We start from the raw sequence: 14169 nt of genomic DNA on the forward strand, positions 1-14169 counted from the left end.
CCAATGTCCTGTCGCCAGTTCATCGGGTTGTGATGCGGACGTGCTCTTCAAGAGTGTCAGCAATCCGATCCTGGGAAAGCGGGTTCTTCAAGGAGGCAATTTATGGATACCCTGAGCAACAAAGGCACCGGCAAATGTCCGGTCATGCATGGTTCGAACACGGAAAGCGGCGCAAACGTCATGGCCTGGTGGCCGAATGCGCTGAACCTCGACATCCTGCACCAGCACGACACCAAGACCGACCCGATGGGCAAGGGCTTCGATTACCGTGAAGCCGTCAAGCAGCTCGACGCTGCAGCGCTGAAGGCCGACATGAAGGCCCTGCTGCGCGACAGCCAGGAGTGGTGGCCGGCCGACTGGGGTCACTACGGCGGCCTGATGATCCGTCTCGCCTGGCACTCTGCCGGCTCCTACCGTCTGGCCGACGGCCGCGGCGGCGGCGGCACGGGCAATATCCGTTTTGCGCCGCTCAACTCCTGGCCTGACAATGCCAGCCTCGACAAGGCACGCCGCCTTCTGTGGCCGCTGAAGAAGAAGTACGGCAACAAGATCTCCTGGGCCGACCTGATCCTCTTTGCCGGTACCGTCGCTTATGAAGACATGGGTCTGAAGACCTTCGGCTTCTCCTTCGGCCGCCCGGATATCTGGGGCCCGGAAAAGGACGTCTACTGGGGTGCGGAAAAGCAGTGGCTTGCCCCCTCCGACAGCCGCTACGATGACGTGACCAAGCCCAACACGATGGAAAACCCGCTCGCCGCTGTGCAGATGGGTCTCATCTACGTGAACCCGGAAGGCGTGAACGGCAAGCCTGATCCGATGGCGACTGCCGCCCAGGTGCGTGAAACCTTCGCCCGCATGGCAATGAACGACGAAGAGACCGCAGCGCTGACCGCTGGTGGCCACACCGTCGGCAAGGCACACGGCAATGGCGACGCGCAGGCACTCGGCGTCGAGCCGGAAGCTGGTGATCTGGAAAACCAGGGCTTCGGCTGGATGAACCCGAACCAGAACGGCAAGGCGAGCCTGGCTGTCACCTCGGGCATCGAAGGCGCATGGACTGCCAACCCGACCGTCTTCGACATGGGCTATTTCGAACTGCTGTTCGGCTATGACTGGGAGCTGACGCACAGCCCCGCTGGTGCCCAGCAGTGGGCTCCGATCGGCATCAAGGAAGAGCATATGCCGGTGGACGCCACCGACCCGTCGATCCGTCGCATGCCGATGATGACCGATGCCGACATGGCCATGAAGGTCGACCCGGTCTACCGCGCCATCTGCGAAAAGTTCATGGCGGATCCGGCCTACTTCCAGGACACCTTTGCCCGCGCCTGGTTCAAGCTGACCCACCGCGATCTCGGTCCGAAGGTTCGCTACATCGGTCCGGAAGCCCCGACCGAAGAGCTGATCTGGCAGGATCCGGTGCCGGCTGGTGTTGTCAACTACGACGTCAGCGCCGTGAAGGCGAAGATCGCCGCTTCGGGTCTGTCGACCGCCGAACTGGTTGCCACCGCCTGGGACAGCGCCCGCACCTATCGTCAGTCTGACATGCGTGGCGGTGCGAACGGTGCGCGCATCCGTCTGGCTCCGCAGCGTGACTGGGAAGGCAACGAGCCGGCCCGTCTCGGCAAGGTCCTGTCGGTTCTGGAGCCGATCGCAGCCGAGTTCGGCGCCAGTGTCGCCGACGTCATCGTTCTGGCCGGCAATGTCGGCATCGAAACGGCTGCCAAGGCTGCTGGTTACGACGTGACCGTGCCGTTTGCCGCAGGTCGTGGCGATGCCACTATCGAGCAGACGGATGCGGAAAGCTTCGCTCCGCTCGAGCCACTCGCCGACGGTTTCCGCAACTGGACCAAGAAGGACTACGTCGTCAGCCCCGAAGAGATGCTGCTCGATCGCGCCCAGCTCATGGGCCTGACGGGTGCGGAAATGACGGTGCTGCTCGGCGGTCTGCGTGTGCTCGGCACCAACTATGGCGGCACCAAGCATGGCGTGTTCACCATCCGCGAAGGCCAGCTGACGAACGACTTCTTCGTCAACCTGACCGACATGGGTTTCACCTGGAAGCCGACCGGCAAGAACTCTTACGACATCTGCGATCGCAAGACCGGTGAGAAGAAGTTCACCGCGACGCGCGCCGATCTCGTCTTCGGTTCGAACTCGGTCCTGCGCGCCTATGCGGAAGTTTACGCTCAGGACGACAACCAGGAGAAGTTCGTGAAGGACTTCGTCGCTGCCTGGGTCAAAGTCATGAACGCCGATCGCTTCGATCTCGAAGCCTGAGAGCGAAGGCAACGAGCCTCGTGCCCTGAGGCTCGGAACCGCTAGAAGAAGCCGGAGATGCAGCCGCCTCTCCGGCTTTTTCTTGGTCTCAGCGCAGAAAGGCGCGGAAGCGGCGCAGGGACAGGACGAAGAACACGGCCGAGATGGCAAGCAGAGCCAGGATCTGAGGCCAGACGACGTCGAGCCCGGCATCCCTGAAAAGTACCGCCTGGGCCATGATGACGAAGTGCGTGTTGGGTGCCGCCGACATGATCCACTGGATCACCTCGGGCATGCTTTCACGGGGCGTCATGCCGCCCGACAGGATCTGCAGCGGCAGAAGAACCAGCATCAGCAACAAACCGAACTGTGGCATCGACCCGGCGACCGTGGCGAGGAAGATGCCCATGGATGTCGCGGCAACCAGTTGTAGCGCCGCCCCGATGAGGAAAAGGCTCATGGAGCCCTGAAGGGGCACGTTTAGCGCGCCTTGCACGACGACGAAGAGCGAAAACATAGTTGCCAGCAGCACGACCAGGCCCATCGACCAGATCTTGCTCAGCATGATTTCCGCAGGCGTGACCGGCATGACGAGGAGATGTTCGATCGTACCGTGCTCTCTCTCCCGGATCAGGGCCGCCCCGGTCAGGATAATCGACAGCATGGTGACGGCAGAAATGACTTCGTTGATCGATCCGAACCAGCCCTTGTCGAGCTCGGGATTGAAGCGCGCCCGGAGCGTCAGGCCGACGCTCACCTGATCCGCTGCGTCTCCCCGGTTCAGGAAATCCGTCACTTCACGCGTGACGATTTCTTGAATGTACCTGCCGCCGGAAAAGGCCTGGGTCATCTGGGTCGCGTCAACGTTGAGCTGGATCTGCGGGCTGCGACCGGCCAGAAGATCGCGCTGAAAGCCGGGCGGAATGTCGAGCACAAAGGTGTCGAGACCGGCATTCATGCGCGGATCGATGTCGGCCGGTGTGATCATCTGCGGGGGTAGGAAATAAGGCGGGTAGAGCGCGCTTTCGATACGGGCAGATACCTGTGAGCGATCCTCGTCGACAATCGCGACCGCCGCCTTGTTCAGCGTCTCTGGCTCTGCGGTTGCGGCGGTGTAGATGTTCAGGGTGAAGGCATAGACGATCAGGAATAGCAGGGCCGGGTCGCGAGCGAGGCCGCGCAGTTCCTTCTTGCCGAGTTCAAGGATGTTTGCCAGCCGCATGGGTCACACCGCCTGCTTCTTGAGGAGGAAGGTGCCTGCGACCAGCAGGAGCGGACCCACGATTGCGAGCGCCAGCAATTGTGGCTCCAGATCCGCAAACGTCAGCCCCTTGGAGAAGACGCCGCGCGAGATCGTGACGAAATGGCTTGCCGGATAGATCTGCCCGATCAGGGCGCCTGCCCCTTGCAGAGCGGAGACGGGCGACAGCATGCCGGAAAACTGGACGGCCGGGATAATGGTGATCAGCGTGGTGCCGAAGATCGCCGAGATCTGGCTTTTCATGAAGCTCGACAAGAGCAGACCGAGCGCCGTGGCGGCAAAGACATAGAGCAAGGCTCCCAGTGCCAGAACAGCAAAGCTTCCGGTAAGCGGCACCTGGAAGCCGAAGACGGCGAAGGCGGTCAGGGTGAGGAAGTTCAGGAAAGCGATACCGATGTACGGCAGTTGCTTGCCGAGCAGAAATTCGAGACGCGTCACCGGCGTGACGTAGAAGTTAATGATCGAGCCGAGTTCCTTTTCTCGCACCACGCTCAACACGGACAGCATGGCCGGGATGAGCATCAGCAGGAGCGGGATGACCGCCGGGACCATGGAGACCAGGCTCTCCACATTCGGATTGTAGCGATAGCGCAATTCGATCTCGAAAGGCGCCAGAGTGGCTTTGTCGCCGTAAAGTTCGCGGGCCTTGCGGGCGAGCCAGCTTGCATGCATGCTCTGGACATAACCCGAGACGGTTTCGGCCCGAGCCGGCATCGCTCCGTCGATCCAGGCACCCACGTCGACATTGCGATTGCCACGAGCCAGATCTCGGCCGAAGCCGGGCGGGATCTCGATCGCGAGGCTGATGTCGCCGGCGCGCATGCGGCGATCGAGCTCCTGGTAGTCGATCAACGGCGGCCGCTCGATAAAATATCGGGAACCGGCGATCTCCGCGATGTATTCCCGGCTCAAGACCGTGTCGTCGCGGTCGAGAGCCGCGAAGGTCAGGTTCTCGACATCGAGATTAATGCCATAGCCGATGACGAACATCAGAATGAGGCTGCCGAGCATGGCAAGCGTCGCACGAATGGGGTCACGGATGAGCTCGAGCGCTTCACGGCGGCTGAAGGCGAGCAGCCGACGGCGATCGAGGAGCGGGCGATGACGTTTCACCTTTGTTGTTTTTGCGGGAGGTGAAACGACAGCTTCTTCACTCTCCCCGGCGCCAAACGTGGGTACTGCCTGTTCGCCGATCGCCTGCTCCAGATGATGAATGAAGGCCTGCTCCAGGTTTTCTGCCCCACTGCCGGAAACAATTGCCTCTGGCGTATCGGTGACCAGGACCTTGCCGGCATGCATCAGCGAGATCCTGTCGCAAAGTGCTGCCTCGTTCATGAAATGGGTCGACACGAAGATGGTCACGCTGTCGCGCCGGGAAAGGTCGGCCAGCAAAGCCCAAAAGCCGTCACGCGCCACGGGATCCACACCCGACGTGGGTTCGTCGAGGATCAGGATGTCGGGACGGTGGATCAGGGCGACGGCGAGCGACAGCCGCTGGCGCATCCCGAGCGGCAGGGCGTCGGGGAATTCTTCGAGCGCCCCTACAAAGCCAAATCGATCCGCCAGTTCCTCCAGCCGTGGCCCGATTTCGGCATTGGGCATACCGAAGAGACGGCCATGCAGTTCGAGGTTCTGCCGAAGCGTCAGTTCGCCGTAGAGCGAGAAGGCCTGGCTCATGTAGCCAACGCGGCGACGGATCGCGATGTCCTTTGGATCGACGGGATGGCCGAAGACTTCCGCCCTGCCCTCGGACGCGGCCAGCAGCCCCGTCAGCATCTTCATCGTCGTCGTCTTGCCGCAGCCGTTCGAGCCGAGAAAACCGAAGATCTCGCCGCGCGGAATCTCGAAACTGACACCGTCAACGGCGGTGAAATCACCGAAGCGCATGGTCAGATGCTCTGCACGGATCGCGATGTCGCCAACATCCGTCCCTAGACGTCTCGCAATCCGCAGCGGTTCGTTTCGGCCACGTTTCTCTTCGGGCAGCAAGGCGACGAAGGCAGCATCGAGTGTCGCGGTTGCCGTTCTCTCACGCAACTCGCCCGGTGTCCCCGTGTCCAGTATGCGCCCGTCGTCCATGGCGACCAGCCAGTCGAAGCGCTCGGCCTCCTCCATATAGGCGGTCGCCACGATGACACTCATGCCAGGCCGCTCGGCCCTGATGCCATCGATCAGTTCCCAGAACTGCCGGCGCGACAACGGGTCGACGCCGGTGGTCGGTTCGTCGAGGATCAGAAGATCGGGATCGTGGATAAGGGCACAGCAGAGGCCGAGCTTCTGCTTCATACCGCCCGACAGCTTGCCCGCGGGACGGTCCGCGAAAGGCGTCAGCCCTGTGGCGTGCAAGAGCCCGGCGATGCGCCGCTCGCGCTCGCGCCGATCCTGGCCGAACAGGCGGCCGAAGAACTCGACATTCTCGTAGACCGAAAGTGTCGGATAGAGGTTCTTGCCCAGGCCTTGTGGCATATAGGCGATGCGCGGGCAGGATTTGCTCCGGTGTGAGGCTCGGGCCATATCGCCGCCGAAGACCTCGACCCGACCGGTCTGGATCTGGCGGGCACCAGAGACGAGCGACAACAGGCTCGACTTGCCGACACCATCAGGGCCGATCAAGCCGACCATCCGGCCCGCCGGCACATCCAGCGAGACGTCATTCAGCGCCAGCGTCTTGCCATAGGCGAGGCTCACCCCTTGAAGGCGCACGACAGGACCGACCAATCGCGTTTGCGCCGCGCCGTTCATGTCACTGCACCAGTGTGGCGGTCAGGCTTTCGGGCCAGGGCGCTGCCGGGTCGAGATTGACATAGGCGATCCCTGGCAGGCCAGTCTTGACCTGCTGGATGTATTTCTTGAGCAAAGTCTCGGGGATCTTGGCCTTGACGCGGAACATCAGTTTCTGCCGCTCCTGGTCGGTTTCCACGGTCTTGGGCGTGAACTGCGCGACATCGGCGACGAAACTGACCTTGGCCGGGATGGTATAGGCTGCGGCGGCATCCAGCACGATGCGGGCTTCACTACCGAGCGCGATGCGCCCAACCTCTGCCGTCGGCAGGAAGAAGGCCATGTAGACATCGGCGAGATCGACGATGTTCAAGACGCGACCGCCGGCGCTCAAGACTTCGCCGAGCTGGGCAACACGGTACTGCACGCGGCCATCCCTCGGCGCCCTGAGCGTACTGTCGGCAATGTCGGCGTCTATGCTTTCGATTGCAGCGGCGGCGGCGGCAACGGCCGCTTCGGCATCGATTACCTGGGCCCGGGCCGCACCGATCGCCGCCTCCGAGGCCGCCACCTGAGCTTTCGATGCGGCCAGTGCCGCACGGGCGCTTGCGGCTGCAGCGCGTCCGTCATCAACCACCTGCTGGCTCGTGGTGCGACTTTCCATCAGCCGTTCCGTGCGGGCCAGTGTGGTTTCTGCTGAGTTCAACTGAGCTTCGCGCTGGGAAACCGTCGCAAGGGCGGCCTCGCGCTCGGCCTCCCGCTGGGCAACAATGCTTCTGGCGGTATCGACGGCAACGAGCGTGCGGCGATGTTCAGCCACGGCCTGACGGCGATGTGCATCGAGCTGGTTCGTTTCCATCAACGCCAGCACCTGCCCGGCGCTGACGAAATCGCCTTCGTCGACGAGAATGTCTTTCACCCGCCCTCCGGTCTTCGTGGAAATGTCGATTTCCACTGCCTCGATGCGACCATTGCCGTGCGCGATATTTGCCGGCAGGCCGTCACCTTCAAAGGTCTTCCAGCCATAATAGGCCCCGCCGCCCACCACGATCATCAGCAATGCGACCAGCCAGCCGCTTTGACGCTTTGCCATCCGCCATCTCCGAGATCCGCCTGCCATCGCCGGACATCGGCTTCTCCAGGACGGCATAGACATAGACGCCTGGACGGTCAGCGAACTTGATCCACGTCAATTAGAGATTGCTTCGCCCGATCGTTTCACCTCAGCAAAACGCCGCCCCGGCGAACCGGGACGGCGTCTCTCTGGCGCAACGAACCATGCGTCTAGAAACCGCTGGCAAGCCGGCGGCGAAGATCGTCGATATCGGGGGTGGCCCGCTCCTGAAGCCGCCGTTCCCAGGCAAGCGCCGTGTTGACGATGACGCCCAGATCGTCATAGCGCGGCATCCAGTCCAGAACCTGCTTCGCCAGTGTGGAGTCCGCCACGATGAGCGGCGCATCGCCTGGACGACGCGGCGCGTAATCGACCCGGAAATCGGCGTTGGTGGCACGACGCACCGCTTCGATGATGTCGAGCACCGAATATCCCTTGCCGTAGCCGCAGTTGGCCACCAGGGGCCCGCCACCCTTTCGCAAGTATCGCAACGCCTGGAGGTGTGCATCTACGAGGTCGTTGATGTGAATGTAGTCCCGCACACCCGTGCCATCTGGGGTGTCGTAGTCAGTGCCATAGACAGACATCGAGGACCGTTTGCCGAGTGCTGCCTCACAAGCCACCTTCAGCAGATGCGTGGCACCGACGGCCGAATTTCCGGCGCGCCCCTGCACATCGGCACCGGCGACGTTGAAATAGCGCAGCGCCACGTAGCAGAGACCATGGGCACGCGCCGTATCGCGCAGCATCATTTCGCTCATCAGCTTGGACTGCCCATAGGGCGATTCCGGCCGCAGTGGCGCATCCTCCCGCACCGGCAGCGGCTTGTCCGGCAGACCGTAGACGGCCGCCGTCGACGAGAAGATGACCTTGTCGATCCCCGCCTTGACGGCGGCCGACAGAAGACGGCGGGTGTTTTCGGTATTGTTTTCGTAATAGCTCAGGGGGTTGGCGATCGATTCCGGAACGACAATCGAGCCTGCAAAGTGGATGATCGCCTCAATGTCGTTCTCGGCGAAGACCTGCTTGAGGACAGTCGGCTTGGCTATATCGCCGAGGTAGAAGCGCGCCTGGGGCGCAACCGCCCAACGAAAGCCCGTGGACAGCCGGTCGACCACGACCACTTCTTCCCCGGCATCGAGGAGAGCCCAGACCATATGGCTGCCGATGAAGCCTGCGCCGCCTGTCACCAAGATCGCCATGACTTTTCTTCCCGTGTTCTTCTTATCGGGACATGAAAAGCACGCGCATCTTACGGAATGCTTATCGAAAGCCTCCAAGCCACTGAAACGGCTCACCTATTCGAATTCTTCGTAAAGTTCGAGTAAGTCGTTTCAGTCAAATTTTATCGATTCACCACCCGATCGTTTCGGGAGATCAGAGCGCCTTGATATAGCCGCTGAGGCGTTCGGCTGCGTCTTCGATATGGGCGGGGTTGCGCAGGAAGCAGGCCCTTAGGAAGGGCAGGCCACCCTCGCCGAACGCCGTGCCCGGTGCCATGCCGACGCCGGTCTTGTCGACGATATCAAGGGCTGCCTTGCGGCTGTCGGTGATGCCGTCGATTTTCAGGAAGGCATAGAGCGCTCCTTCCGGCTTCAAGGTCTCGACCCTGTTGGTGGCGATCAGGGCATCGCAGAGGATGTCGCGCGAGGCGGTGGCGCGCGCAATATTCTCCCGTATGAATTCGTCCCCCTGATCGAGGGCCACGACCGCACCGCGCTGCATGAACTGCGCGACGCCCGAGGTCGAATACTGGATGAGGTTTTCGAGCACCTGACCGATTTCCGGCGGGGCAACGATCCAGCCGACGCGCCAGCCGGTCATCGACCAGTTCTTCGAGAAGGAATTGGCAAACATCACCTTGTCGCCCTCTTCCATCACATCGAAGAAAGACGGCGCCCGTTCGGATGCACCGTAGTAGTAGAGCGCATAGATTTCGTCGGCTAGGATCCAGATGCCATGGCGGCGGGCGATCTCGAGGATTGCCTTCAGGTCTTCGCGCGTCGCCGTCCAGCCAGTGGGATTCGACGGCGTGTTGATGAAGAGCGCCTTGGTCTTCGGCGTAATCGCCTTTTCCAGCCGATCGAGATCGAGCATCCAGCGACCGTCGGTGAAGGAAAGCGGAACGCAGACGGACTTAGCGCCAGCGAGATCGATCGCCGAGACGATGTTCGGCCAGCAGGGCGAGAGGTAAATCATCTCATCGCCAGGCGAGGTCAAAGCCTGGACGGCAAGCGCAATGGCCTGCATGCCCGAAGCCGTGACGTAAAAATGTTCGACCGGCAGATCGACAGCGAAGTGGCGCTTGTAGTAGCGCGAGAGCGCCTGGCGGAGTTCGGGAATACCGCGCTGCCAGGTGTAGAAGGTCTCCCCACCAAGCAGGGCGTCGCTGGCCGCACGATTGATGAAGTCGGGCGTCGGCAGATCGCCCTCGCCCGCCCAGAGAGGCAGAAGCCCGTCACGACCCCGTGCGTAGTTGATGATCTCGACGATACCGCTTTCCGGTGCGGCGAGCGCGCGGGGGCTGAGACTGTCTAACAGGGCCATGGGAAATTCACTCCTTCGATCGGTGCCGACTGTCTAACCGATCACCGGGCAAAAATCCCATGATATTCCTTGAGGACAAGATCGATCCTGCTGATGGGTTCTGCGATCCGCTGCCGGATCGCAGAGAGGTTTCAGCGGGTCTTGAGAAGGTCGCGGATCTCGGTCAGAAGCATCACGTCAGCCGGTGGCGGAGCGGCTTCGGAGGCCTTCAGCTCTTCCTTTTCAATCGACTTGCGCAGCGAATTCACGCCCTTGACCATCAGGAAGATGATCCAGGCGAGGATCATGAAGTTAATGATAACCGTGATGAAGTTGCCGTAGGCGAAGACGGCACCCTGCTCGCGGGCGGCGGCCAGCGTGTTTGCCGTGACATTGCTGCTCAAAGGCAGGAAATAATTGGAAAAGTCGAAGCCGCCAAAAATGAAGCCGACAACCGGCATGACGATGTCCTCGACCAGCGAACTGACGATCAGACCGAAGGCGCCGCCGATGATCACGCCAACGGCAAGGTCCATGACGTTGCCGCGGGCGATGAATGTCTTGAATTCGTGTAGCATATTCCCCTGCTCCTAAATGGTCCGAGAGTCACCGGCGCAGAACCGGTCCAAGATCATGGTTAATCAATCTTCACGCTTTCGAAAATGGTAATTCGGCACACGTCGCCATTCCCTTTCGACTAAGGTCAATATTCGAAACGATTTCAAAAGACGCCGACATGCCCTAAGGTTCCGGCTCGGGCGCAGTCGAGGAGGAAAAGGTGTTCCCAGGCTGGATCATCGTTGCGTCAGCGATCGGTTACCTGTTGCTCCTGTTTGCCGTTGCGAGCTACGGGGACCGGAAGACGCGCGTGCACGGTGTTCCTGCCGGGGGACGGCCGGTCGTCTATGCGCTCAGCCTCGCCGTCTATTGCACGTCCTGGACCTATTTCGGCGGCGTGGGCCTTGCCGCCGAACACGGCCTCGAATTCATGGCGATCTACATCGGCCCGATCCTGATGTATACGCTCGGCATGCCGATCCTGAGGCGGATCGTCGAACTTGCCAAGACAGAAAAGATCACCTCCGGCGCTGACTTCGTGGCGGCACGATACGGCAAGAACCCCGTCGTCGGCATGCTGGTCACCGTGATCTACCTTGTCGGCATCATCCCCTATATCGCGCTGCAGCTGAAAGCGGTCTCGAGTTCGGTTGCGGCCGTCATGGATCCGACCGCCTACGGCATCGGCACCGGCAATCTCTACTTTATCGACCTGCCGCTGATCGTCGCCTTCATCCTTGCCTGCTTCGCGGTGATCTTCGGCACGCGCCATACGGATGCGACAGAGCACCAGGACGGCCTGATCCTTGCCATCGCCATGGAATCGGTCGTCAAGCTCATCGCTTTCTGGACACTCGGCGTCTTCGTCATCTGGGTGATGTTCGATGGACCTGCCGATCTGTGGCAGAAGGCCGTGGAGAGCGAGGCGGTCATGGCCGCACTGACGCATGAAACGCCGCCCAGCCGTTGGCTGCTGTTGATTGCGCTTTCGGCCTTCGCGATCATCATGCTGCCCCGGCAGTTCCACGTTACCGTGGTCGAAAACCGTACACCCCGGGAACTGAAGCTCGCCGGAATCCTGATGCCGATTTACCTGATCGCCATCAACATCTTCGTTTTGCCGGCGGCAATCGCCGGTGTGCTGATGTTTGGCGGCAGCGGCGATGCCGATCTCTACGTGCTCTCGCTGCCACTTGAAGCTGGCTCCGGCTTCGTGTCGCTGCTCACCTTCATCGGCGGCTTCTCAGCCGCGACCGCCATGGTGATCGTCGCCTCCGTGGCGCTGGCGATCATGGTGTCGAACGACATGGTCCTGCCGATCTTCCTGCGGCAAAAGCTGGTGGGGCGACCCAGCCAACGCGAGGACTTCGCCAAGACGCTGCTGCATATCCGGCGCACGGCGATCTTCGGCGTCCTCCTGCTCGGCTATGTATACTTCCGCTCCGCCGACAATACGACGGGGCTCGCCAAGATCGGCCTGCTCTCCTTCACCGCCATCGCGCAGATCGCACCGGCCATGTTCGGCGGCTTGATCTGGCGACGGGCCAATGCACGTGGCGCAATCGCCGGGCTCACCATCGGGTTCTTGGTCTGGGCCTATCTGCTCTTCCTGCCGAGCCTCGGCGCCGAAGATCACTCCTGGATCGCGTCCGCAGTGCTGGGTTTCCTGTTGCCCGGTCTATCGATGTTCGAGCCGCAATATGCGGATCCGCTGGTCAATGCGACAATCTTCAGCCTGCTGATCAACACACTCGCCTTCGTCATCGGTTCGCTCAGCCGCAATCCGCGCCCAGTGGAGCGCATCCAGTCGGCGATCTTCATCAAGCGCCAGCCCCGCTCCAACTCCGCAACCCGGGGATGGAAGACGAGTGTCGCCGTCGGCGACCTCAAGGCTGCGATTGCCCGCTATCTCGGCAATGAGCGCATGGAGCGGTCATTCCGGTCCTACGAGCAGACGGTCGGCCGCAAACTCGCTGACGACAGTCCGGCCGACATGGCCTTCATCCATTTTTCCGAACAGCTGCTCGGCAGCGCGATCGGCTCCTCTTCGGCACGTCTGGTCCTGTCGCTGATCCTGCAGAAGGCCGAGGATCCATCGGCCGATACGGTCTGGCTGCTCGACCAGGCCTCGGAGGCACTGCAATACAATCAGGACATGATGCAGACGGCACTCGCCCAGATGGAGCAGGGGATCGCCGTCTTCGACGCGTCCGACCGCCTGACGATATGGAACCGGCGCTTCCGCACGCTGCTGGACCTGCCGGAGCATGTCGGCCAGGTCGGATTTCCGCTGCTCGACATGATCGCCATTCTGGCGCAGCGAGGCGATGTTCCGGCCGGTGACACACAGGCTGTGATCCGAAGTTTCCACCAGTTCGACAGGCCGTTCCAGATGGTGCTGGCCGGCGGACAGCGGATCATCGAAGTGCGCTGCAACCTGATGCCCGACAAGGGCCTCGTCGCGACTTTCAGCGACATTACCTCCCGAGTTGAGGCTGACCAGGCCCTGAAGCAGGCCAACGAGACACTGGAGCAACGCGTCAGCGAACGCACGGCCGAATTGACACGGGTGAACCATGCCCTGGCGGAGGCCCGCGCGGCAGCCGATGAGGCCAATATCGGAAAAACCCGCTTCTTTGCCGCGGCCGGCCACGACATCCTGCAGCCGCTGAATGCCGCGCGACTCTATTCCTCGTCACTGGTCGAGCGGCTCGGCGATTCCCAGAACAGCGCGTTGGTCGGCAATATCGATTCCGCTCTAGAATCGGTCGAGAGCATTCTCGGTGCCGTTCTCGACATTTCGCGTCTGGACACCGGCGCGATGAAGCCACGCTTTTCCAGCGTGCCGTTGAACAGCCTCTTGCAAAGGATCGAAACCGACTTCGCGCCGATGGCTCGAGAAAAGGACCTCAAGCTCGTGGTGATGCCGACAACACTGTCGGTCCGCTCGGATCCGACCCTGCTGCGCCGCCTCGTCCAGAACCTTGTTTCGAACGCGATCAAGTACACGCCGTCAGGCCGCGTCGTGGTCGGGGCCCGGCGTCAAGGCGACAAGGTGGTGATCCAGGTGACGGATAGCGGCATCGGCATCCCCTCGTCCAAGTTTCGCACCGTGTTCAAGGAGTTCGCGCGGCTCGAAGAAGGCATGCGCACAGCATCCGGTCTCGGCCTCGGCTTGTCGATCGTCGACCGCATCGCCAAGGTGCTGCAACACCCGGTGGAACTCGCCTCGAAGCCTGGCAAGGGTACGACGTTCAAGGTTGTCATGCCGCTCGACGTCGCCAAGCCGGCCGCCCAGGGCGTCGTATCGATCGATGCCGGCAGTCGCTCCACGCCGGCGCTGCAGGGCTTCCGGGTGCTGTGCATCGACAACGAGCCGAAGATCCTCGAAGGCATGCAGCTTCTCATCTCCGGTTGGGGTTGCACTGTCGAATGCGCAGGCTCGATCGCCGAGATGGACGAACTGATCAAGTCCACCAAGGCTCCGGATCTGGTCATTGTCGACTACCATCTGGACGATGGCAGCGGCATCGGGGCAGTTCTCAGGCTAAGAGCACTGACACAGGCCGACATCCCCGCTCTTCTGATCACAGCCGATCGCTCGGCGGAGGTGCGTGCGGAGGCCGAGCGCCATTCGATAACCCTGCAGCACAAGCCGGTGCGGCCTGCTGCGCTTCGTGCCTTCATCACGCAGATCTCCTCGCAACGCAGTGCGGCAGCTGAATAGCTC

At 61.7% G+C, this 14169-nt stretch carries 8 protein-coding genes; 2 read left to right on the forward strand and 6 right to left on the reverse strand.

All coding sequences use genetic code 11. The annotated features are described in order from the left end of the window. Positions 1 to 102: 102 nt before the first annotated feature. Positions 103 to 2280 (forward strand): catalase/peroxidase HPI, encoded by a 2178-nt coding sequence (gene katG, locus BSY240_RS11320; RefSeq protein ID WP_069042376.1) that lies wholly within the window; start codon positions 103 to 105, stop codon positions 2278 to 2280. Positions 2281 to 2368: 88 nt separating this feature from the next. Here katG and BSY240_RS11325 read toward each other — a convergent pair whose 3' ends face one another. The 6 genes from BSY240_RS11325 to mscL form a co-directional block, all read right to left on the reverse strand. Beyond that, positions 2369 to 3481: an ABC transporter permease gene (locus BSY240_RS11325; RefSeq protein ID WP_069042377.1), complete on the reverse strand. Its 1113-nt coding sequence runs from the start codon at positions 3479 to 3481 to the stop codon at positions 2369 to 2371. Positions 3482 to 3484: 3 nt separating this feature from the next. Continuing rightward, a complete protein-coding gene (gene rbbA, locus BSY240_RS11330) occupies positions 3485 to 6262 on the reverse strand; it encodes a ribosome-associated ATPase/putative transporter RbbA (RefSeq protein WP_069042378.1) in 2778 nt (925 codons plus the stop codon). A gap of 1 nt (position 6263) precedes the next feature. Then, positions 6264 to 7334, reverse strand: coding sequence for an HlyD family secretion protein (locus BSY240_RS11335; RefSeq protein ID WP_069042379.1), 1071 nt, complete (start codon positions 7332 to 7334; stop codon positions 6264 to 6266). Positions 7335 to 7525: 191 nt separating this feature from the next. Beyond that, a complete protein-coding gene (gene galE, locus BSY240_RS11340) occupies positions 7526 to 8557 on the reverse strand; it encodes a UDP-glucose 4-epimerase GalE (RefSeq protein WP_069042380.1) in 1032 nt (343 codons plus the stop codon). 175 nt (positions 8558 to 8732) lie between these two features. Beyond that, on the reverse strand, positions 8733 to 9902 hold the full coding sequence (locus BSY240_RS11345) for a pyridoxal phosphate-dependent aminotransferase (RefSeq protein ID WP_069042381.1): 1170 nt from the start codon (positions 9900 to 9902) through the stop codon (positions 8733 to 8735). Between the two features lie 131 nt (positions 9903 to 10033). Beyond that, a complete protein-coding gene (gene mscL, locus BSY240_RS11350) occupies positions 10034 to 10459 on the reverse strand; it encodes a large conductance mechanosensitive channel protein MscL (RefSeq protein ID WP_054149048.1) in 426 nt (141 codons plus the stop codon). A 200-nt stretch (positions 10460 to 10659) separates the two neighbouring features. On the opposite strand from mscL, the gene BSY240_RS11355 reads away from it, so the two are divergent. After that, positions 10660 to 14166: a hybrid sensor histidine kinase/response regulator gene (locus BSY240_RS11355; RefSeq protein WP_069042382.1), complete on the forward strand. Its 3507-nt coding sequence runs from the start codon at positions 10660 to 10662 to the stop codon at positions 14164 to 14166. Positions 14167 to 14169: the final 3 nt, after the last annotated feature.

The sequence above is a fragment of the Agrobacterium sp. RAC06 genome (assembly GCF_001713475.1).
Lineage (GTDB): Bacteria > Pseudomonadota > Alphaproteobacteria > Rhizobiales > Rhizobiaceae > Allorhizobium.

Coding starts and splice junctions, on each gene's coding strand:
- BSY240_RS11325 (WP_069042377.1), bottom strand. CDS start 3,481: ATGCGGCTGGCAAACATCCTTGAACTCGGCAAGAAGGAACTGCGCGGC.
- rbbA (WP_069042378.1), bottom strand. CDS start 6,262: ATGAACGGCGCGGCGCAAACGCGATTGGTCGGTCCTGTCGTGCGCCTT.
- BSY240_RS11345 (WP_069042381.1), bottom strand. CDS start 9,902: ATGGCCCTGTTAGACAGTCTCAGCCCCCGCGCGCTCGCCGCACCGGAA.
- galE (WP_069042380.1), bottom strand. CDS start 8,557: ATGGCGATCTTGGTGACAGGCGGCGCAGGCTTCATCGGCAGCCATATG.
- mscL (WP_054149048.1), bottom strand. CDS start 10,459: ATGCTACACGAATTCAAGACATTCATCGCCCGCGGCAACGTCATGGAC.
- katG (WP_069042376.1), top strand. CDS start 103: ATGGATACCCTGAGCAACAAAGGCACCGGCAAATGTCCGGTCATGCAT.
- BSY240_RS11335 (WP_069042379.1), bottom strand. CDS start 7,334: ATGGCAAAGCGTCAAAGCGGCTGGCTGGTCGCATTGCTGATGATCGTG.